19 protein-coding genes are annotated in these 21532 nt (G+C 74.5%); 17 read left to right on the top strand and 2 right to left on the bottom strand.

The window, feature by feature from the left end; all coding sequences use genetic code 11:
* Together DNK53_RS06100 and DNK53_RS06095 are read left to right on the top strand one after the other, a co-directional pair.
* Positions 1-807: a TrmH family RNA methyltransferase gene (locus DNK53_RS06100; RefSeq protein WP_110181456.1), complete on the top strand. Its 807-nt coding sequence runs from the start codon at positions 1-3 to the stop codon at positions 805-807.
* Positions 804-1070 (top strand): DUF4031 domain-containing protein, encoded by a 267-nt coding sequence (locus DNK53_RS06095; protein WP_110181455.1) that lies wholly within the window; start codon positions 804-806, stop codon positions 1068-1070. Before DNK53_RS06100 ends, DNK53_RS06095 begins: the two co-directional genes overlap by 4 nt.
* Here the strand turns inward: DNK53_RS06095 and DNK53_RS06090 are convergent.
* Positions 1018-1647, bottom strand: a complete 630-nt coding sequence (locus DNK53_RS06090) for an HD domain-containing protein (protein WP_239456389.1) — start codon at positions 1645-1647, stop codon at positions 1018-1020. The two genes, DNK53_RS06095 and DNK53_RS06090, sit on opposite strands and share 53 nt — an antisense overlap.
* Positions 1648-1677: 30 nt before the next feature.
* Here DNK53_RS06090 and DNK53_RS06085 point away from each other — a divergent pair, with 30 nt between their 5' ends.
* From DNK53_RS06085 to DNK53_RS06060, 6 genes are all read left to right on the top strand, one after another.
* On the top strand, positions 1678-2709 hold the full coding sequence (locus tag DNK53_RS06085; RefSeq protein WP_239456388.1) for a sensor histidine kinase: 1032 nt from the start codon (positions 1678-1680) through the stop codon (positions 2707-2709).
* A gap of 81 nt (positions 2710-2790) precedes the next feature.
* Complete coding sequence (locus DNK53_RS06080; protein WP_110181454.1) at positions 2791-3507, top strand: response regulator transcription factor; 717 nt, start codon at positions 2791-2793, stop codon at positions 3505-3507.
* Positions 3504-6137, top strand: a complete 2634-nt coding sequence (locus DNK53_RS06075) for a DUF4153 domain-containing protein (protein ID WP_110181453.1) — start codon at positions 3504-3506, stop codon at positions 6135-6137. Before DNK53_RS06080 ends, DNK53_RS06075 begins: the two co-directional genes overlap by 4 nt.
* A gap of 196 nt (positions 6138-6333) precedes the next feature.
* A complete protein-coding gene (gene pheS / locus DNK53_RS06070) occupies positions 6334-7431 on the top strand; it encodes a phenylalanine--tRNA ligase subunit alpha (RefSeq protein ID WP_110181452.1) in 1098 nt (365 codons plus the stop codon).
* Between the two features lie 12 nt (positions 7432-7443).
* The gene (gene pheT / locus DNK53_RS06065; RefSeq protein WP_110181451.1) at positions 7444-9951 is read left to right on the top strand and encodes a phenylalanine--tRNA ligase subunit beta; all 2508 of its coding nucleotides are present in this window, start codon (positions 7444-7446) and stop codon (positions 9949-9951) included.
* A gap of 166 nt (positions 9952-10117) precedes the next feature.
* The gene (locus DNK53_RS06060) at positions 10118-10999 is read left to right on the top strand and encodes an alpha/beta hydrolase family protein (RefSeq protein WP_110181450.1); all 882 of its coding nucleotides are present in this window, start codon (positions 10118-10120) and stop codon (positions 10997-10999) included.
* 21 nt (positions 11000-11020) lie between these two features.
* On the opposite strand, the gene DNK53_RS06055 is transcribed toward DNK53_RS06060, so the two are convergent.
* A complete protein-coding gene (locus tag DNK53_RS06055; RefSeq protein WP_110181449.1) occupies positions 11021-11842 on the bottom strand; it encodes a maleylpyruvate isomerase family mycothiol-dependent enzyme in 822 nt (273 codons plus the stop codon).
* A gap of 50 nt (positions 11843-11892) precedes the next feature.
* On the opposite strand from DNK53_RS06055, the gene argC reads away from it, so the two are divergent.
* Genes argC through DNK53_RS06010 form a run of 9 tightly spaced genes read left to right on the top strand, consistent with a single transcriptional unit; the run spans position 11893 to position 21164 of the window.
* Positions 11893-12954 carry an N-acetyl-gamma-glutamyl-phosphate reductase gene (gene argC, locus DNK53_RS06050; protein WP_110182329.1) on the top strand — a complete coding sequence of 354 codons (1062 nt, stop codon included), beginning with the start codon at positions 11893-11895 and terminating at the stop codon, positions 12952-12954.
* A complete protein-coding gene (argJ, locus tag DNK53_RS06045; protein WP_110181448.1) occupies positions 12951-14102 on the top strand; it encodes a bifunctional glutamate N-acetyltransferase/amino-acid acetyltransferase ArgJ in 1152 nt (383 codons plus the stop codon). The genes argC and argJ overlap by 4 nt, the downstream gene beginning before the upstream one ends.
* Entirely contained in the window at positions 14099-15037 is a 939-nt protein-coding gene (argB, locus tag DNK53_RS06040; protein WP_110181447.1) for an acetylglutamate kinase, read from the top strand. The genes argJ and argB overlap by 4 nt, the downstream gene beginning before the upstream one ends.
* A gap of 29 nt (positions 15038-15066) precedes the next feature.
* Positions 15067-16200: an acetylornithine transaminase gene (locus tag DNK53_RS06035; protein ID WP_110182330.1), complete on the top strand. Its 1134-nt coding sequence runs from the start codon at positions 15067-15069 to the stop codon at positions 16198-16200.
* Positions 16197-17135, top strand: coding sequence for an ornithine carbamoyltransferase (gene argF / locus DNK53_RS06030; protein ID WP_110181446.1), 939 nt, complete (start codon positions 16197-16199; stop codon positions 17133-17135). Before DNK53_RS06035 ends, argF begins: the two co-directional genes overlap by 4 nt.
* A complete protein-coding gene (locus tag DNK53_RS06025; protein ID WP_110181445.1) occupies positions 17132-17653 on the top strand; it encodes an arginine repressor in 522 nt (173 codons plus the stop codon). Before argF ends, DNK53_RS06025 begins: the two co-directional genes overlap by 4 nt.
* 46 nt (positions 17654-17699) lie before the next feature.
* Positions 17700-19130 (top strand): argininosuccinate synthase, encoded by a 1431-nt coding sequence (argG, locus tag DNK53_RS06020; RefSeq protein ID WP_110181444.1) that lies wholly within the window; start codon positions 17700-17702, stop codon positions 19128-19130.
* Entirely contained in the window at positions 19130-20557 is a 1428-nt protein-coding gene (argH, locus tag DNK53_RS06015; RefSeq protein WP_110181443.1) for an argininosuccinate lyase, read from the top strand. The genes argG and argH overlap by 1 nt, the downstream gene beginning before the upstream one ends.
* Positions 20532-21164 carry a DNA-3-methyladenine glycosylase gene (locus DNK53_RS06010; protein WP_239456387.1) on the top strand — a complete coding sequence of 211 codons (633 nt, stop codon included), beginning with the start codon at positions 20532-20534 and terminating at the stop codon, positions 21162-21164. Before argH ends, DNK53_RS06010 begins: the two co-directional genes overlap by 26 nt.
* Positions 21165-21532: the final 368 nt, after the last annotated feature.

Raw genomic sequence — 21532 nt, 5'->3', positions numbered from 1 at the left:
GTGGTCACCCCCCTGTCCGCGGGCAACGCCCGCGTGAAGGAGGCGAGGAAGCTCAGCCGCCGCTCGGTCCGCTCCGAGCGGCGGCTCTTCCTTGCCGACGGTCCCAAGGCCGTGGAGGGGGCGCTCGGCGTCCCCGGCTGCGTGGTGGAGGTCTTCGCCACGCCGGACGCCGCCGCGCAGTTCGAGGAGCTCCTGGCCCCGGCCGAGCGGGTCACTCTCGTGGAGGACCGGGCGCTCTCCGGGCTCTCCGACTCCGTCACCCCGGCCGGCGTGGTGGCGGTCTGCCGCTTCGTCGACGTCGGGCTGGACGAGGCCCTCGCGTCGGCCGCCGAGCGCGGGGGAGCGCGGCTGGTGACCGTCTGCCACGAGGTGCGCGACCCCGGCAACGCCGGCACCGTCGTCCGCACCAGCGACGCCGCCGGTGCCGACCTGGTCGTGCTCACCGGGCAGTCGGTCGACCCCTACAACCCCAAGACGGTCCGGGCCACCGTCGGGAGCCTGTTCCACCTGCCCGTCGTCGTCGAGCCCGACGTGGACGTCGCGCTGGCCGCGCTGCGCGCCGCCGGCCTCGCCGTGCTCGCGACCGACGGCAGCGCCCGCGAGGACCTCTTCACCACCGACCTCTCCGGCCCCACCGCGTGGCTGCTGGGCAACGAGGCCCACGGTCTGCCCGAGGCGGTCGCCGACGCGGCGGACCGGCGGGTGGCGATCCCGATCCACGGGCGCGCCGAGAGCCTCAACCTCTCGACGGCGGCCGCCGTCTGCCTCTACGCCAGCGCCCGGGCGCAGCGTACGGTCGGTCCGTGATCCTCATCGACCCGCCGGCCGTGCCCCGCTGGGGTCGGCTGTGGTCGCACCTGGCCAGCGACGTCTCGCTGGAGGAGCTGCACGCGTTCGCCCGCTCCCACGGCGTGCCCGCGCGCGGCTTCGACCGGGACCACTACGACGTCCCCGACGAGCACCACCCGCGGCTGGTCGCGGCCGGCGCCGTCCAGGTCACCTCGCGCGAGCTCGTCGTCAGGTTGCGGCGGGCCGGTCTGCGCCGGCCGAAGCCGTCCTCCGCAGGCTGACCAGCTCGTCCTCGAGGTTGCGCCGCGCCGCGGGCTCCCACGCGGCGTGCCCGTGGTCGGTGGCGAAGATCCGCTCCCGTCCGGCCAGCTGCTCGAGCACCGCCAGCCGTCCCGCCGCGAACGTCGGGTCGTCGAGGTGGGCGTACTCCCGCCGCACGCCCGCGGCGTACTCGGCGTAACGGGAGGGCGCGGCCGCGAGGATCGCGAGGTCGGCGTCCGAGAGGGCCGCGCCGGCCGCGTCCCCGGGAGCGGGCCGGTGGTGCTCGGTGACCAGCACCAGCCGCACGACCTCGTCGACGTCGACCCCCGTGCCGGCGAGCGCGTCCGCGGCCCACCGGGCGGAGCGCTCCTCGGCGTCCCGCTCGCCGTCGTAGACCGCGTCGTGGAACCACGCCGCGAGGGCGACGGTGGTCCGGTCGAACGCGTGCTCCTGCGCGAGCTCGTCGAGCCGCTCGAGCACGTCGACGAGGTGGCGCAGGTCGTGGTAGCCGCGGTCCTCCCCGCCCCAGGCGGACTCGAGGGCGAGACGGAGGTCCGGGTGGTCGGGCAGCGGCCACCAGCGCGTCAGGTCGGGCACGGGTCCATTCAACTGGGTACATTCCCTCGCGTGACGGACCCCACGCTCGACCTGCTGCCCGACGGCGTCGTCCTGGCAGGGCCCGACGGCCTCGTCACAACGGTGAACGCCGTCGCCCGCCGGATGCTCGGCGCGGGGGCACGCGCCGGCCGCCCGCTGCCGGAGGCCCTCACGCTGGTCGACCAGGCGGGGCGGGACTGGTGCACCAGCAACACGCCGTACGCCGGGCTGGGCACGCGCACCGGGATCCCGGAGCAGTCGTGGCTGCTGCCCAGCGGGGGCGAGGTCCTGGTCAGCGCCCGCATCCACCGGGGCGCGCCCCACGCGCCGGTAGGGCAGGTGGCCGTCTGCCTGCGCAGCGGTCGCGGCCGCGAGCGGCTCGACCGGGAGCGGTCCGACCTGGTCGCCACGGTGGCGCACGAGCTGCGCTCGCCCCTGACCGGGGTGAAGGGGTTCGTCCAGGCCATGCTCAACCGATGGGACCAGCTCAACGACGACCAGAAGAAGCTCATGCTCACCACGGTCAACGCCGACGCCGACCGGCTGGCCCGGCTGATCGCGGAGCTGCTCGACGTGGCCCGGATCGACACCGGGCGGCTCAGCCTCTACCCCCGCGAGGTGGACGCGAAGGTCCTGGTCGGCCGCGTGGTCGACTCGGTGCAGGCGGCCACCGCGCGCCCCGTCGTGCTGGACGCCCCCGAGGGCGAGGTGGAGGTCTTCGCCGACCCCGACAAGCTCACCCAGGTCGTGACCAACCTCGTCGAGAACGCGGTCCGGCACGGCGAGGGGGAGGTGCGGGTCCACCTGGTCGCACGCGGCGGCCAGCAGTCGGGTGCGGTGCTCACCGTCACCGACGAGGGGGAGGGGATCCCCGAGGAGCTGCGGCGCCGGGTGCTCACGAAGTTCTGGACCTCCGGGGCAGCGGGAGGCTCCGGGCTCGGGATGTACATCGCGCACGGCCTGACCCGCGCGCACGGCGGGCACCTCGTCATCGACGACCGGCCCGGGGGCGGCGCCCGGATCACGGTGGAGTGGCCCGGGGAGGACCTCCGCTCCCACTGACGCGCCCCGACGGCGTTCCTGCACGGAACCTTCACGAGTCGTCACCCCGTCACGCACGCCGCGGCTCCTAGGGTCGGAGCCATGACGGGATCTGACCGCGGGCGCAGGCTCGTGCTGGTGGTCGAGGACGACGCGATGATCAACCAGGCGCTGGCCGAGCGGCTGGTCGCCGAGGGCTACGAGGTGGAGCGCGCCTTCGACGGGCCCGGGGCGGTCGCCCTCGCCGCCGCGCGGCCGCCCGACGTGGTGGTCCTGGACGTGATGCTCCCGGGCTTCGACGGCCACGAGGTGTGCCGGCGGCTGCAGGCGGAGCGGCCGGTGCCGGTGCTGATGCTGACCGCGCGCGACGACGAGGCCGACGTGCTCGTGGGGCTGGGGGTCGGCGCCGACGACTACCTGACCAAGCCGTTCCGGATGCGCGAGGTGGTGGCGAGGGTCTCCGCCCTGCTGCGCCGGGTGCAGCGGGCCGCCGAGCTGGTCGCGGCCGCGCGGGACGACCAGCCGCTCGTCGTCGGGAACCTCGAGGTGGACCCGCGGGCGCGACGCACCAGCGTCGGGGGCCGCGAGGTGCACCTGACGCCCACCGAGTTCGACCTGCTGGTCTGCCTCGCCGCGGAGCCCGGCCGGGTGCTGACGCGGGAGCAGCTGCTGGCCCGGGTCTGGGACTGGGCGGACGCCTCGGGCACCAGGACGGTCGACAGCCACGTCAAGGCGCTGCGGGCCAAGATCGGGCCGGGCCGGATCAGGACGGCGCACGGTGTCGGCTACGCGCTCGAGGTCCCGGAGGGGGAGCGGTGAGCGCGCTGGTGGCGCTCGGCTCGATCCGCACCAAGCTGGGCGTCCTCGTCGGGGCGTCGGTCCTCGTCGCGGCGCTCGTCGGCACCGTCGGTGCGGCCTCCGGCGTGCCCGCGTGGCTGAGCCTGCCGGTCACCGTGGTGCTCGCCCTGGCCGTCACCCAGCTGCTGGCCGCGGGCATGGTCGCCCCCCTGCGCGAGATGACGCTCGCCGCGGAGCGGATGGCGCGCGGTGGCCACGGGGTGCGGGTGCTGACCGACAGCCGGGACGAGGTGGGCCAGCTGGCGGCCGCCTTCAACACGATGGCCGCCGACCTCGCGCACGTCGACGCCGAACGCCGGGACCTCGTCGCGACCGTCTCGCACGAGCTGCGCACGCCCGTCGCCGCCCTGGCCGCCCAGCTGGAGAACCTCGCCGACGGGGTGGTCCCCGCGGACCCCCGGCACCTCGACGAGGCGCTGGGGTCGGCGCAGCGGCTGGGCGACCTGCTGGGCGACCTGCTCGCGCTCTCCCGGCTCGAGGCGGGGGTCGTGGAGCTCGAACCGGTGCCCGTCGCGCTGGCGGCCGAGGTGCTGGAGTGCGCCGCCGAGGTGCGGCGGGCCGGACGTCGTCTCGACGTGCGGCTGGAGGTGCCGGAGTCGATGACGGTGCGGGTGGACCCGCCGCGGCTGCGCCAGCTGCTGGTCAACGTGCTCGACAACGCGGCCCGGCACACGCCCGACGGCGAGACCGTCCGGGTGCTGGCGGGGCCGGGCGGGACAGGTGGCTCCGACGGGCCCGGGTCGTGGTGGCTGGAGGTCCGCGACGCCGGGCCGGGCGTCCCGCCCGCCGACCGGGAGCGGGTCTTCGAGCGGTTCGGCACCGACGCCCAGGGCGGCGGCACGGGGCTGGGCCTCGCGGTGGCCCGCTGGGTGGCCCGGCTGCACGGCGGGACGCTGGGCTTCGCCGAGCCGGAGGCCGGCCGGGGGGCGCGGCTGCGCCTCGAGGTCCCGGTCCGGCCCGCGCCGACGGCCCGGCCCGGCACGCCGGCCGCGCAGCCCGCGGCGAGGACGGGGTCGGCGGTCTCCGCCACGGAGCAGGCCGGCGTCGCGACCGATCCCGGGGTCGACGGGGTCCCGGTCGGCCCGTCCACGCTCGACCAGCTCTTCGGGGCGTCCTGGCCGGAGCGGGCTCCGGCCCCGGACCTGCGGCTCGTCGGCGCGGCGCTCGCGGTCGGGCTCCTGGCCGGCGCGACCATGGCCTTCGCCGGACCCGGTCTCTCCTGGGCCCTGGTGCTGCTGCTGGCCGGCGCCTGCGCGTGGGCGGCCTCGAGCCGGCGTACCCGTCCCTGGACGCTCGGCTGCGCCGCGCTGGCCGGGGCGCTGGTCACCTCCACGGGGGTCCGGGCCAACGACGGGCTCGCCGTCCTCGCCGTCCTGGTCGCGGCCGGCGTCTTCCTCTCCGGCGCCACGGGGGCGCACACCTTCCGCGGCATGCTCCTCTCCGGCGTCGCCTGGCCCGCGGCGGGCCTCCGGGGCCTGCCCTGGCTCGGCCGGACGCTGCGTCTGGTGGGTGCCGGCGGGCGGGGTCCGGCGGTGGTCCGCACGGCGCTGCTCGCCGCCGCGGGCGTGACGGTCTTCGCCCTGCTCTTCGCCTCGGCGGACCTGACGTTCGCGCGCTGGGTGGACTCCCTCGTCCCCGACGCGGACCTCGACGAGGCGGTGGCCAGGGGGTTCGTCACCCTCGCCGTCCTGGGGATGACGCTCGCCGCCTCCTACCTCGCCCGCAACCCCGCTCGCGTCGACCCCCGGGCCTCCGGGCCGGTGCCGGCCCGCTCGCGCTGGGAGTGGCTGGTCCCGCTGGTCGCCGTGGACGCCGTCTTCCTGGTCTTCGTCGCGGCGCAGGCCCGCGTGGTCCTGGGGGGCGACGACTACGTGCAGCGGACCGCAGGCCTCGGGTACGCCGACTACGCCCGCGAGGGGTTCGGCCAGCTGGTGGTCGCCACGGCGCTCACCCTCGTGGTGCTCTGGGCGGCGGGGCGCCGGGTCGGGCCGGGGACGGGGGACCGGGTGCGGTTCCGGGTCGCCGCCGGGCTGCTCGGGTTCCTGACGCTCGTGGTGGTGGCGGCCGCCCTGGCCCGGATGGCCGTCTACCAGGACGCCTACGGCTTCACCACGGCGCGGCTGGTGGTGAACGTCCTCGAGGGGTGGCTCGGGTTCGTCGTGCTGTCCGTCCTGGTCCTGGGGCTCCTCGGCCGGGCCGCCTGGGCGCCCCGGCTCGCGCTCCTGACGGGCGCCGGCGCCCTGCTGGGGCTGCTGGCGGTCAACCCCGACGCCTGGGTCGCGGCGCGCAACATCGACCTCTACGAGCGCACCGGCCACCTCGACGCGGCGTACCTGGCGGAGCTCTCCGACGACGCCGTCCCGGTGGTGGTGGACCGACTGCCGCGGGACGTCGCGCGCTGCGTGATGGACCTGCGCCGGGGCGGCGAGGACGAGCCCGGGTGGCAGGACTGGACCTGGGGCACCGAGCACGCCGAGCGTGCCCTGCGTGCGGCCGGGCTGCCGACGACCGCCCCCGCGGGCGGGGCCGCGCCGGCCGCGCCGGGCTGTCGCGCGCTGCTCCCGCCCGCGGGTCCGGGGGTGACGGGGTGACGGGGTGACCTCGTCGACGTAGGCTGGGTCCGTGCCAGCCAGCCGTCGATTTACCGGCCCCGGACCCGTCGCGGGTCCGGAGGCCGTGCGCGCCTGAGCGCCACGTCGTCCGCTCGCGCGCCGGGTCCGGGGAGCAGCCCCGTCCAGACCCACCCCTAGACTCTGCGGCGTCCCGACCGCCGCTGGAAAGGGAGCCATGTCCGGCCCCAACACCGACTACGACCCCGTCGAGGTGACCCCGCTCAAGGCCGAGGAGGTCGAGGCGATGCGCGAGGCGGCCCTCGCCGCCGTCGCCGCCGCGGCCGACCTCGACGCCCTCAAGCAGGTCCGCCTCGAGCACGCGGGCGACCGCTCGCCGCTCGCGCTGGCCAACCGCGAGATCGGGGCGCTCCCGCCGCAGGCGCGCAAGGAGGCCGGCCAGCGGGTCGGACAGGCGCGCGGCGCCGTCGCGCGGGCGCTCGCCGAGCGGCAGGAGGTGCTCGAGGCCGAGCACGAGGAGGGGATGCTCGTCACCGAGACGGTCGACGTCACCCTGCCGACCGACCGGCGCCGCCGCGGCTCGCGACACCCGCTCACGCTGCAGTCCGAGCTGATCGCCGACATCTTCACCGCGATGGGGTGGGAGATCGCCGAGGGCCCGCTGGTGGAGGCGGAGTGGCTCAACTTCGACGCGCTCAACCTGGGCCCCGACCACCCGGCCCGCACGATGCAGGACACCTTCTGGACCGAGCCGGCGGAGAACCACGTCGTGCTGCGCACCCAGACCTCGCCCGTGCAGGCGCGGACGATGCTCACGCGCACGCCGCCGATCTACGTCGCCTGCCCGGGGCGGGTCTTCCGCACCGACGAGTACGACGCCACGCACAGCCCGATGTTCCACCAGGTCGAGGGGCTCGTCGTCGACGAGGGCATCTCGATGGCCCACCTCAAGGGGGCACTGGACCACTTCGCCGCCCGGATGTTCGGCGAGGGCGTCGGTACGCGGTTCCGGCCCTCGTACTTCCCCTTCACCGAGCCGTCGGCCGAGGTCGACCTGCGCTGCTTCGTCTGCCTGGGAGTGCGCCCGGAGGAGTGCCGGACCTGCCGCGGCGAGGGCTGGATCGAGTGGGGCGGCTGCGGGGTGGTCAACCCCCGGGTCCTCGTGGCCTGCGGCGTCGACCCCGAGGTCTACTCCGGCTTCGCGTTCGGGATGGGTATCGACCGGTCCTTCATGTTCCGCCACGAGCTGGAGGACCTGCGCCCGCTCTTCGAGGGCGACGTGCGGTTCAGCTCCGCCTTCGGCACCGAGATCTGAGGAGAGAAGACGATGAAGGCCCCCCTCTCCTGGATCAAGGAGTACGTCGACGTCCCCGCCGACGTCACCACCGAGGAGCTCACCCGGCGGCTCACGCTGACCGGGCTCAAGCTCGAGGCGGTCGAGAGCCCCGGCGCGCAGATCAGCGGTCCCCTGGTGGTGGGTCGCGTGCTCACGATGGAGCCCGAGCCGCAGAAGAACGGCAAGACCATCAACTGGTGCACCGTCGACGTCGGCGATGCCAACGGCACGGGCGAGCCCCAGGGGATCGTCTGCGGCGCCCACAACTTCGCGCCGGGCGACCTGGTCGTGGTGATCCTGCCCGGCGGCGTCCTCCCCGGGAACTTCGAGATCTCCGCCCGCAAGACCTACGGCCACCTCTCCGCCGGGATGATCTGCTCGGCCCGGGAGCTGGGGCTGGGCGAGGACCACGACGGGATCATCGTGCTGCCCGCCGACGCCGGCGAGCCCGGGCAGGACGCGCGCGGCGTGCTGGGGCTCGACGAGGAGGTCATCGAGCTCGAGGTCAACCCCGACCGCGCCTACGCCCTGTCGCTGCGCGGCATCGCCCGCGAGGTGGCGGTCTCGGTCGAGGGAGCCACCGGCTTCCGCGACCCCGCGCTGCGCGACACCCCGCCGGCCAACGACGCGGGCCACCCGGTCGTCGTCGAGGACCCGACCGGGTGCCCGGTCTTCGTGGCTCGCAAGGTCACCGGGTTCGACCCCTCCGCCCCGACGCCGTCGTTCATCGCCGACCGGATCGCCGCGGCGGGCATGCGGTCGATCTCGCTGGCCGTCGACGTCACCAACTACGTGATGCTCGAGACCGGTCGGCCGATCCACGGCTACGACGCCGACAAGCTGCGCGGGCCGCTCGTCGTCCGGCGGGCCGCCGCCGGCGAGCGGATGGTCACCCTGGACGGCACCCAGCGCGTCCTCTCCCCGGAGGACCTGGTCGTCACCGACGACTCGGGGATCATCGGCCTGGGCGGGGTGATGGGCGGGGAGACCACCGAGATGTCCGCCACCACCACCTCGATCCTCGTCGAGGCGGCGCACTGGGACGCCGTCTCGATGTTCCGCACCGGCAAGCGGCACCGCATCACCTCCGAGGCGGGCAAGCGCAACGAGCGGGGCGTCGACCCGACCATCTGCGAGGCGGCGGCCGACCGGGTCGTCGAGCTCCTGGTCGCCCACGGCGGTGGAGCGGCCGACCCCGGCGTCACCGTCGTCGGCACGCCGCCGCCGATGCCCACCCTGACCGTCGCCGGCGACCGGGCCGCGAGGGTCTCGGGGATGGAGATCTCCGAGCAGACCGCGGCCGAGATGCTGCGCGCCGTCGGCTGCGAGGTCTCGGGCGAGGGCACCGGCACGCTCTCCGTGGTGCCGCCGCCGTGGCGACCCGACCTCACCGACCCCCAGGACACGACCGAGGAGGTCGTCCGCCTCGTCGGCTACGACAAGGTGCCCTCGGTGGTCCCCGTGCCCCCGGCGGGGCGCGGGCTGACCCGCGTGCAGCAGCTGCGGCGCCGGTTCTCCCGCACCGCGGCGGCCGAGGGCTACACCGAGGTCGTCACCTTCCCGTTCGTGGGCGACGCCGACCTCGACGCCCTCGGGATCCCCGGCGACGACCCGCGACGCACCCTGCTCCGGCTGGAGAACCCGCTGAGCGCCGAGGCGCCGTGCATGACGACGACGCTGCTCCCGGGGCTGCTGCGGGCGGCCGCCCGCAACGTCGGGCTCGGCGCGGCGTCGTTCGGCCTCTTCGAGACCGCGACGGTCACGCTGCCGACGGGCGGGGTGGCGCCGATCCTCCCGGTCGACCGCCGTCCCACCGAGGACGAGCTGCGCAGCCTCGAGGAGGCGCTGCCGCGCCAGCCGCTCCGCCTCGGCCTCGTGGCGGTCGGCGAGGCCGACGCCTCCGGCTGGTGGGGGCAGGGCCGGCCCGTCTCCTGGGCCGACGCCGTGGACGCGGCGCGGGCCGTCGCCGACTCGGTCGGCCTCGAGCTCGCCGCGCGTGCGACCGAGCGGGCGCCCTGGCACCCCGGCCGCTGCGCGGAGCTCGTCCTGGCGGCCGTCGAGGCCGGCGACGACGGCACGGTCGTCGGGCACGCGGGCGAGCTGCACCCGAAGGTCTGCGCCACCCTCGGCCTGCCGCGTGGCAGCGTCGCGGCCGAGCTCGACCTCGACGTGCTGGTCGAGCACGCGGTCCACCTGCGTCCGGCCCCGGCGTTCTCCGGCTACCCGGTCGCGAAGGAGGACGTCGCGCTGGTCGTCGACGCCGGCGTGCCCGCCGCGAGCGTCGAGGCGGCGTTGCGCGAGGGTGCTGGCGAGCTGCTCGAGTCCGTGCGGCTCTTCGACGTCTACACGGGGGAGCAGGTCGGGGAGGGGCGCAAGTCCCTGGCCTACGCCCTGCGGTTCCGGGCGTCCGACCGCACCCTCAAGGAGGGTGAGGCGGCCGCCGCCCGCGAGGCGGCGGTGGCCCGCGCGGCCGAGCTGACGGGCGCCGCCCAGCGCTGACGCGCGTCCCTCCCGGGCCGGGACCGGGCGCCGCGCACCGCGGCGCTGCACCCGGCCCGGGAGGACTGGGCGCTGCGCCCATGGCGGGGGGACGGGCCCGTTCCTAGCGTGACGGGTGTCACATCCACCCGGGGCGCACCGTCGCCCCTGTTTCTCGGGAGATCCCATGAGACAGCGCAAGCGCTTCGTCGGACCTGTCCTCTCGCTCCTCCTCGGTCTCTCCGTCCTCGTCGGGCCCTCCGGCCCGGCGGTCGCGGCGAGCCCCTACGAGCGCGGCCCGGACCCGACGCAGTCCTCGATCGAGGCCCGCCGTGGTCCCTTCGCCGTCGCCTCGACCTCCGTCTCCGACCTCTCCACCCCGGGGTTCGGCTCGGCGACGATCACCTACCCCACGTCGACCAGCCAGGGCACCTACGGCGTGGTGGCGGTCTCGCCCGGCTACACCGCCTCGGAGTCGACCATCGCCTGGCTCGGGCCGCGGATCGCCTCCCAGGGATTCGTGGTCATCACCTTCAACACCCAGACACGCTACGACCAGCCGGGCCAGCGGGGCGACCAGCTGCTCGCGGCCCTCGACTACGTCGTCCAGCGCAGCAGCTCCACCGTGCGCCAGCGGGTCGACGCCGACCGGCTCGCGGTGATCGGCCACTCGATGGGTGGCGGCGGGACGCTGGAGGCGGCCAAGGACCGCCCGTCGCTGCGGGCCACCATCGGCCTCACTCCGTGGAACCTCGACAAGACGTGGCCCGAGATCCGCACGCCAAGCCTGGTGATCGGGGCGGAGAACGACAGCGTCGCGCCCGTCTCCTCGCACTCGATCCCGTTCTACCAGTCGATCCCGAGCAGCACGGCCAAGGCCTACCTGGAGCTCAACAACGCCAGCCACTTCGCCCCCAACACGGAGAACACGCCGATCGCGGCGAGCACCATCAGCTGGCTGAAGCTCTACGTCGACGGGGACACGCGCTACCGGCAGTTCCTCTGCCCGGGTCCCACGCCGTCCGCGTTCGGGGACGTCTCGGACTACCGGAACGCCTGCCTGCTCTGAGGGTGCCGGCCCGGGCGGTCCTCAGGTGATCGGCTGGGACAGCACGCCACGCAGCAGGGCCAGCACCCCCGGGTCGCCGGCGACGTGGACCACGTCGTCGGCGGCCCGGTGCCACAGCCACCGGTCCAGGTCGCCGGCCGTGCCCTCGACGACGGCGTCGGGCTCGGTCCCCGGGTCGGGCACCACGGCGAGGTCGTCCTCGTCGTGCGTGGTGCCGGACGGGTCGGTGCCGGCGAACCGGACGAGGTTGACCCACACCTGGGTGTCCGTGTCGGTGCAGTCGACGCGGACGTGCTGGTCGGTGGGGGTGCGGCGCCCCCAGGGCGGGCAGCCGCCGTACATCACCGTGAGCACCTCGTCGACGCCGTCGGCGGCCAGCAGCGGGTCCAGCGCCGTGGTGGCACCGGCCGCGAGCTCGGCGTCGACCCGGTGGACGAGCGCCTCGTGCGCCTGGCGGCGCAGCACGAAGCCGACCGTGTGGTCCTCCGCCCACGTCCAGGCCTCCTCCTCGGGGTCGGCCGACGCCAGCTGCTCGTGCAGCGCCCCGGAGGCGGAGTCGAAGAAGGCGAGCAGCCCGCCCCGCGTGGTGGGTCGCTGCGGCTCGTCGAGTCCGTCGGGGGAGGCCGGCCTCGTCCGCAGGACCTCCGACCAGAACCACTGCACCTCGCCGAGGTGCCAGAGCAGGTCGTCCGCATCCCAGGCGGGACAGCTGGGTACCCGGGTGGCGCCGGGCACCCCCTCGAGCACGTCGCGGAAGCGCGCCGACTCGGTGCGCAGGTGCCGCAGGTAGGCGTCAGGTCCGAGCCGTCCGGGGCCGGCAGGTGCCGCGAGGGGGTCGTCCATCACCCCACGGTAGGGGGTGGACCCGCCCTCCGTGCCGGAGATGCATGAGCATGCAGTCTCTGGTATACATATGCATCGTGAGCACCAAGACCAGAGTCGCCGTCGCCGGAGCGAGCGGGTACGCCGGGGGTGAGGCGCTGCGCCTCCTGCTCGGCCACCCCGACGTGGAGATCGGCGCCCTGACGGGCGGGTCCAACGCGGGCCAGCCCCTGGGCGTCCTGGCCCCGCACCTCGTGCCGCTCGCCGACCGGGTGCTGGAGGAGACGACGCCGGAGGTCCTCTCCGGCCACGACGTCGTGGTCCTCGGCCTCCCGCACGGCAAGTCGGCCGAGATCGCCGCGGCGCTCGGCGACGACATCGTCGTCATCGACTGCGGCGCCGACTTCCGGCTCACCGACGCGGGAGCCTGGGAGCAGTTCTACGGATCCCCCCACGCCGGCTCCTGGCCCTACGGCCTGCCCGAGCTGCCGGGCCAGCGCGAGCTGCTGACCGGGGCCAGGCGGGTCGCCGTCCCCGGGTGCTACCCGACCGTCTCGACCCTCACCGTCCTCCCCGCGTTCGTCGCCGGGCTCGTGGAGCCCGACGTGACCGTGGTCGCCGCGAGCGGGACCTCGGGCGCGGGCAAGGCGGCCAAGCCACACCTCCTGGGCAGCGAGGTGATGGGCAACGCGTCGGCGTACGGCGTCGGTGGCACCCACCGGCACACGCCCGAGATCGTCCAGAACCTCGGCGGCGTGACGGGCGCTCCGGTCCGGGTCTCGTTCACGCCGCTGCTCGTGCCGATGCCCCGCGGCATCCTCGCGACGGTCTCGGCGCCGCTCGCCCGCGACGTGAGCGCGGAGGAGGCGTACGACGCCTACGCGGCCTTCTGCGCCGACGAGCCGTTCCTTCACCTGCTCCCGGCGGGGCAGTGGCCCCAGACCAAGTCGGTGGTGGGCTCCAACGTCGTGCACCTGCAGGTCACCGTGGACGCCGGGGCCCGACGACTCGTGGCGGTCGGCGCGGTGGACAACCTCACCAAGGGCACCGCGGGGGCCGCCGTCCAATGCCTCAACCTCGCCCTCGGGCTCGAGGAGACCACCGGACTTCCCACGACAGGACTCGCACCATGACCACCACCCACCCCGCCGGCTTCGTCGCCGCCGGCGTCACCGCAGGCCTCAAGGCCAGCGGCGGCAAGGACCTCGCCCTCGTCGTCAACCAGGGCCCCACCTTCGACTCCGCCACCGTCTTCACCAGCAACCGGTGCAAGGCCAACCCGGTGCTGTGGAGCCAGGAGGTCGTCAAGGACGGCGTCGTGCGCGCCGTCGTCCTCAACTCCGGTGGCGCCAACTGCTACACCGGCCCCGAGGGCTTCCAGACCACCCACGCGGTCGCCGAGCGGGTGGCCGAGCGGATCGGGGTCGGCGCAGTCGACGTCGTGGTCTGCTCGACCGGGCTGATCGGCCTGGTCAACCCCCGCGAGCAGCTGCTCGAGGGCGTCGACGCCGCCGCGGAGGCGCTCGACGCGGCCGGTGGCGAGGCGGCCGCCGAGGCCATCATGACGACCGACACCGTGAGCAAGACCGTCGTCGTCGAGGGACCGGGCTGGTCCATCGGTGGGATGGCCAAGGGCGCCGGGATGCTCGCACCCCAGCTCGCCACCATGCTGGTCGTGCTCACCACCGACGCCGTCGTGCCCGCGGCCGACCTCGACGCGGCCCTCCGGGCCGCGACCCGGGTCTCCTTCGACCGGCTCGACTCCGACGGCTGCATGTCGACCAACGACACCGTGACGATCATGGCGAGCGGCGCGTCGGGGATCACGCCCACGCCGGAGGACTTCGCCGAGGCGCTCTCCCGGGCCTGCACCGACCTGGCGATGCAGCTGCTCAAGGACGCCGAGGGCGCCGACCACGAGATCGCCATCACCGTGCTGCACGCCGCGAGCGAGGACGACGCCGTCGAGGTCGGCCGGAGCATCGCCCGGAGCAACCTCTTCAAGGCCGCCGTCTTCGGCCGCGACCCCAACTGGGGCCGGGTCCTGGCCAGCATCGGCACCACGCAGGCCGCCTTCGACCCCGCCGACCTGGACGTCGCCATGAACGGCGTCTGGGTCTGCCGCGGCTCCGTGCCGGCCGAGGACCCGACCAAGGTGGACCTGTCGGGCCGGGAGGTGACGGTGACCGTCGACCTCAAGGCCGGCGACCACCGGGCCACCGTCTGGACCAACGACCTCACCCACGCCTACGTCCACGAGAACAGCGCCTACAGCTCATGACCGAGACCCGCAGGAACGCCCCCGACCCCGCCAAGGCCGCCACCCTCGCGGAGGCGCTGCCGTGGCTGAAGCGCTACCACGGCCGCACGATCGTGGTGAAGTACGGCGGCAACGCCATGACCGACGACTCCCTCAAGGTCGCCTTCGCCGAGGACATCGCCTTCCTGCGCTTCGCCGGCTTCAAGCCGGTCGTGGTGCACGGCGGCGGTCCCCAGATCTCCTCCATGCTCGACCGGCTCGGCATCGAGTCGGAGTTCCGCGGCGGGCTGCGGGTGACCACGCCGGAGGCCATGGACGTGGTGCGGATGGTGCTGGTCGGGCAGGTCCAGCGCGAGCTGGTCGGGCTGATCAACCAGCACGGTCCGCTCGCGGTCGGGCTGTCGGGCGAGGACGCCGGCCTGTTCACCGCCGAGCCGACCAACACCGTCGTCGACGGCGAGGAGGTCGACCTCGGCCTGGTGGGCGAGGTCGCGTCGGTGCGGCCCGAGGCCGTGCAGGACCTCGTGGAGGCCGGGCGGATCCCCGTCATCTCCTCGGTCGCCCCCGACCTCGACGGCCAGGTGCACAACGTCAACGCCGACACCGCCGCGGCCGCGCTGGCCGTGGCCCTGGGGGCCGAGAAGCTGCTGGTGCTCACCGACGTGGAGGGGCTCTACCGCGACTGGCCCGACAGCGACGACGTGATCCAGGAGATCGGCCCCGAGGCGCTCGCCGCGCTGATGCCGTCCCTGGCCAGCGGGATGGTCCCCAAGATGAAGGCGTGCCTGGTGGCGGTCGAGAACGGCGTGCACCGCGCCACCGTGGTCGACGGTCGCCAGCCGCACGCCGTGCTGCTGGAGATCTTCACCGACGAGGGGGTCGGCACCCAGGTGCTCCCGGGCGTCGAGACCAAGCTCCGCAAGGCCTACTCGAGCGCAGGGGAGAAGAAGTCGTGACCTGGCAGGACCGTTACAGCGCCTCGCTGATGAACACGTTCGGCACGCCCGGACTCGAGCTGGCGCGGGGCGAGGGCGCGCGGGTGTGGGACGTCGACGGCAACGCCTACCTCGACCTCTTCGGCGGCATCGCCGTGAACTCGCTCGGCCACGCCCACCCGGCGGTGGTCGAGGCGGTCACCGGGCAGCTGCGGACCCTCGGCCACGTCTCCAACCTCTTCGCCAGCGAGCCCCAGCTGCGGCTCGCCGAGCGGCTCGCCGAGCTGCTGGGCCACGGCACGAAGGTCTTCTTCTCCAACTCGGGAGCGGAGGCCAACGAGGCGGCGTTCAAGCTGAGCCGGCTCACCGGCCGGACCCACGTGGTCGCCGCCGAGGGCGGCTTCCACGGGCGCACGATGGGCTCGCTCGCGCTGACCTCCAAGGAGGCCTACCGGGCCCCCTTCGAGCCGCTCCCGGGCGACGTCACGTTCGTCCCGTACGGCGACTCCGAGGCGCTGGCGGCCGCCGTCACCGACCGCACGGCCGCGGTGGTCCTCGAGCCCCTGCAGGGCGAGGCCGGCGTCCGGGTGCCGCCGTCGGGCTACCTCGCCGACGCCCGGCGGATCACCGCCGAGCGCGGGGCGCTGCTCTGGCTGGACGAGGTCCAGACCGGGATCGGCCGGACGGGGGAGTGGTTCGCCCACCAGGCCGTCCCCGGGCTGGTGCCCGACGTCGTCACCCTGGCCAAGGGACTCGGCGGCGGCCTCCCGATCGGCGCCACCCTGGCGACCGGCGCGGCGGCCGACCTCTTCGCCCCCGGCAACCACGGGACGACCTTCGGCGGCAACCCGGTGGCGTGCGCGGCGGCGCTGGCCGTGCTCGACACCCTCGCCGGCAGCGGCCTGCTCGACCAGGTCCGCCGGGTCGGGAAGCGCCTCGCCGACGAGCTGGCCGCCCCCGACGAGGTCGTGGAGGTGCGCGGCGCCGGGCTGATGCTCGCCGCCGAGCTGGCCGGCGACCACGCCCCCGCCGTGGTGGCCGCGGCCCGCGAGGCCGGCTTCCTGCTGAACGCCACGGGGCCCTCGACGCTCCGCTTCGTCCCGCCGCTGGTGCTGACCGAGGAGCAGGTGGCCGAGCTCGCCGGGGCCTGGCCCGAGCTGGTCCGGGCGGGGGCCGCCGGGTGACCGCCGACGGGGTCCGGCACCTGCTGGCCGACGACGACCTGACCCCCGCGGAGCAGGCCGAGGTGCTCGACCTGGCCGCCGCGCTCAAGGCCGAGCCCTTCTCCCGTCGTCCGCTCGAGGGCCCGCGGACCGTCGCGATGGTCTTCGACAAGCCGACGCTGCGCACCCAGACGTCGTTCTCGGCCGGCATCGCCGAGCTGGGCGGCTTCCCGATGGTCGTCGACGGCGCGCTGGCCGGGATCGGTGAGCGGGAGTCCGTCGCCGACGTCGCGCGGGTGCTGGGCCGCCAGGCGGCGGCCGTCGTGTGGCGGACCGGCCCGCAGGAGCGGCTCGAGGAGATGGCGCGCCACGCGGGCGTCCCCGTCGTCAACGCGCTCACCGACGACTACCACCCCTGCCAGCTGCTGGCCGACCTGCTCACCGTGCGCGAGCACACCGGGTCGCTCGCGGGCCGGAGCGTCGCCTTCGTCGGCGACGGGGCCTGCAACATGGGTCACTCCTGGCTGCTGGCGGGCGCCATGGCGGGGATGCACGTCCGCGTCGGGGCCCCGGTCGGCTACCAGCCCGCCGACGACGTGGTGGCGCGCGCCGGCGCCCTCGCGTCCGGCACCGGCGGTTCCGCGACCGTCGTGGCCGACGTCGGCGAGGCCGTCGACGGCGTCGACGTCGTCGTCACCGACACGTGGGTCTCGATGGGCTTCGAGGAGCAGTCGGCCGACCGCACGGCGGCCCTGGCGCCGTACGCGGTGACCGAGGACCTGGTGGCGCTGGCGGACGCCGACGCGATCGTCATGCACTGCCTCCCGGCCTACCGCGGCCGCGAGATCAGCGCGGAGGTGCTCGACGGCCCCCGCAGCGTGGTCTGGGACGAGGCGGAGAACCGTCGGCACGCCCAGAAGGCCGTGCTGGCCTGGCTCCTGGAGCGCAGCCCGTGACCGAGAACGCCAGCACCCCCACCACCAAGAACGCCCGGCACCGGCGGATCATCGACCTCGTGACCCACTACGAGGTCCGCTCCCAGGGCGAGCTGGCCGAGCTGCTCGCGGGCGAGGGCCTGCACGTCACCCAGGCGACCCTGTCGCGCGACCTCGTCGAGCTCGACGCGGTCAAGGTGCGTTCCGCCGGCGGTGCCCTCGTCTACGCCGTCCCGGCCGAGGGCGGCCACCGGGCCGCCCAGCCGCCGGAGACGACGGCGGCCTCGCAGCAGCGCCTCGCGCGGCTCTGCGCCGAGCTGCTCGTGAGCGCCGAGGCGACCGCCAACATGGTGGTGCTGCGCACCCCGCCGGGGGCGGCCCAGTTCCTGGCCTCGGCCTTCGACCGGGCCGAGCTGGGCGACGTGCTCGGCACGATCGCGGGCGACGACACGCTGCTGGTGATCGGGCGCCGGCCCGACGGCGGCGAGGAGCTCGCCCGACGATTCCTGGCGCTGGCGAGCAGCTCGTCCGCGCCCTGACCCCACCCCCAGACCCGATCTCCCCGCAACAAGACAAGGAACACCCGTGAGCAAGGTCCTGACCTCCCTCCCCGTCGGCGAGCGCGTCGGCATCGCCTTCTCCGGCGGCCTCGACACCTCGGTCGCGGTCGCCTGGATGCGCGACAAGGGCGCCGTCCCGTGCACGTACACCGCCGACATCGGCCAGTACGACGAGCCCGACATCTCCGGCGTCCCGGACCGCGCCCGGCAGTACGGCGCCGAGATCGCCCGCGCGGTCGACTGCAAGACCCCGCTGGTCGAGGAGGGCCTGGCCGCCCTGGCCTGCGGTGCGTTCCACATCCGCTCCGGCGGCCGCGCCTACTTCAACACCACGCCGCTGGGCCGCGCCGTCACCGGCACGATGCTGGTGCGCGCGATGCACGAGGACGGCGTCGAGATCTGGGGCGACGGGTCGACCTTCAAGGGCAACGACATCGAGCGCTTCTACCGCTACGGCCTGCTCGCCAACCCCTCCCTGCGCATCTACAAGCCCTGGCTCGACCCCGACTTCGTGACCGAGCTCGGCGGCCGCGCCGAGATGAGCCAGTGGCTGACCGAGCACGGGCTGCCCTACCGCGACAGCCAGGAGAAGGCGTACTCCACCGACGCCAACATCTGGGGCGCGACCCACGAGGCCAAGACGCTGGAGCACCTCGACGTCTCCCTCGAGACCGTGGAACCCATCATGGGCGTGAAGTTCTGGGACCCGTCGGTCTCCATCGAGGCCGAGGACGTCACCGTCGCCTTCCGGGCGGGGCGTCCGGTCGCGATCAACGGCGTCGACTTCGACGACCCCGTCGCGCTGGTCCACGAGGCCAACCGGATCGGTGGACGCCACGGCCTGGGCATGTCCGACCAGATCGAGAACCGCATCATCGAGGCCAAGTCGCGCGGCATCTACGAGGCGCCGGGCATGGCGCTGCTCTGGATCGCCTACGAGCGCCTCCTCAACGCGATCCACAACGAGGACACGATCGCCAGCTACCACGCCGAGGGGCGTCGCCTGGGCCGGCTCCTCTACGAGGGCCGGTGGCTCGACCCGCAGGCGCTGATGCTGCGCGAGTCGATCCAGCGCTGGATCGCCTCGCTCGTCACCGGTGAGGTAGTGGTCCGGCTGCGCCGGGGCGAGGACTACACGATCCTGCGCACCGAGGGAACCGGGTTCTCCTACCACCCCGACAAGCTGTCGATGGAGCGCACCGACAACGCCGCCTTCGGTCCGCACGACCGCATCGGCCAGCTGACGATGCGCAACCTCGACATCGCCGACACCCGCGACAAGCTCGAGCTCTACGCGCAGCAGCCCGTCGACGAGGGCCAGGTGCTGGTGGAGAACGGCATCCTGCTGGGCGCGCTGCCCCAGGGCGGTCGGGACGTCATCATCGAGGAGGGCGCCCCGCACGACCCGGAGGAAGACGCCCTGGTCCGCGCCGACGGCGAGTTCGGGACCGACTGATGGCGGAGCACGAGTCCTCGACCCGGGAGGGCAAGCTCTGGGGGGCACGGTTCGCCGGGGGACCGTCGCCCGAGCTCGAGGCCCTGTCGCGCTCGACGCACTTCGACTGGCGCCTGACTCCCTACGACCTGGCCGGCTCGCGGGCGCACGCCAACGCCCTGCACGCGGCGGGCCTGCTGACCGACGGGGACCACGCCACCCTCCTGGCCGGGCTCGAGCGGCTGGGGGAGCGGTACACCGCCGGCACGCTGCTGCCGGACCCCTCCGACGAGGACGTGCACGGCGCCCTGGAGCGCCTGCTGCTGGAGGAGGTGGGCGCGGAGGTCGGCGGGCGGCTGCGCGCGGGGCGGAGCCGCAACGACCAGATCGCCACGCTCTTCAAGGCGTTCCTGCGCGACCACGCCCGGGTGGTCGCGGGGCAGGTGCTGGACCTCGTCGACGTGCTCGCCGAGCAGGCCCGCGCCCACCTCGACGTGATCATGCCGGGGCGGACGCACCTGCAGCACGCCCAGCCGGTGCTGCTCTCGCACCACCTGCTCGCGCACGCGTGGCCGCTGCTGCGCGACGTGGACCGGCTGCTCGACTGGGACGCCCGGGTCGCGGCGGACTCGCCGTACGGCTCCGGCGCGCTGGCGGGCTCCACGCTCGGCCTGGACCCCGAGGCGGTGGCCGCCGAGCTGGGGTTCACCGGTTCCAGCGCCAACTCGATCGACGGCACGGCGGCGCGGGACTTCGTGGCCGAGTTCGCCTTCGTCTCCGCGATGGTCGGGGTCGACGTGAGCCGCCTGGCCGAGGAGGTCATCCTGTGGTCGACGCGGGAGTTCGACTTCGTCGTCCTCCACGACTCGTGGTCCACCGGGTCGAGCATCATGCCCCAGAAGAAGAACCCCGACATCGCCGAGCTCGCGCGCGGCAAGGCGGGCCGCCTGGTCGGCAACCTCTCCGGCCTGCTGGCGACGTTGAAGGCACTCCCGCTGGCCTACAACCGCGACCTGCAGGAGGACAAGGAGCCGGTCCTCGACTCCGTGGACACGCTCGAGGTCCTGCTCCCGGCCTTCACCGGGATGGTCGCCACCCTCACCTTCAACACCGCGCGGATGGCCGAGCTGGCGCCGCAGGGCTTCTCGCTCGCGACCGACGTCGCGGAGTGGCTCGTGCGGGAGGGGACGCCGTTCCGCGTGGCGCACGAGGTCGCCGGCGCCTGCGTGCGTCGCTGCGAGGAGCTCGGGATCGAGCTGCACGAGCTGAGCGACGAGCAGTTCGCGGAGATCTCGCCGGCCCTCGGCCCCGCGGTGCGCGAGGTGCTGACGGCCGAGGGCTCGGTCGCCGCCCGCACCGGTCGTGGCGGCACCGCTCCGGTCCGGGTCCGCGAGCAGCTCGACGAGCTCGCAGAGCGTGCGCGTGGCGTCCGCGCCCGGCTGGGCTGACACGCTCGAGGTCCTGGGGGGCGGCGCGCTGGCGGCCGCCCCCCGGCTCCTCGGGGCGACCCTCACGGTCAGGGGGGTGACGGTGCGGATCACCGAGGTCGAGGCCTACGAGGGCGCTCGCGACCCGGGCTCGCACGCGTTCCGGGGCCCGACGCCCCGCAACCGGACCATGTTCGGCCCTGCCGGCCGGCTGTACTGCTACCGGATCTACGGCATGCACACCTGCGCCAACGTCGTCTGCGGTCCGGAGGGCACCTCGTCCGCGCTCCTGCTGCGCGCCGGCGAGGTGGTGGCGGGGGAGGAGCACGCTCGCGCCCGGCGCGAGGCCGTCGCGCGGACCCCGTCGGCTCCGTTGCCCGCGTGGGCGCTGGCGCGGGGGCCCGCGAACCTGGTGCGGGCGCTCGCTCTGGAGGCCGGGGACGACGGGTTCGACCTGCGCGGCCACCTCGAGCTGGGGCCCGCCGTCGCCGAGGACCGGGTCGTGACCGGGCCCCGGGTCGGCCTGCGGGGAGGGGCGGACCTGCCCTGGCGGTACTGGATCGAGGACGATCCGACCGTCTCCGCCTACCGACCGGCCGCTCCGCTGAGGGCGCGCCGCACCCCCTGACAGGCCGCTGACCTGCGGAAACGTCGGGAGGTACCCCCCGAGTTGGCGCGATCCGCAGGAGTAGTGCTAATGTTTCACCTGTCGCCGCGAGAGGCGCCCCGCCACTGGCCTTCTTGGCCGAAGCAGGGGAGACCATCGCATGGCGGCCGCCCGGTTCCACCCCGTCTTGACGGAGCGGAACCAGCCAACTAACGTTGGACAGGTTGTCCCGGTACAAGGTTCGAGAGAACTGCGGTCGGGTGCGTCTGATACTTGAGAACTCAACAGTGTGTCATAGTCGACGAATTAGTTTGTTATGCCCCGTCAACATGATGTGGTTTGTCGTGTTGGTGGTTTCTTTGGTTGACAATAATTTCTGACGATTGATC

Source organism: Nocardioides solisilvae (assembly GCF_003194625.1).
Taxonomy (GTDB): Bacteria; Actinomycetota; Actinomycetes; order Propionibacteriales; family Nocardioidaceae; genus Nocardioides; species Nocardioides solisilvae.
This window is presented reverse-complemented; position numbering and strand designations above follow the sequence as displayed.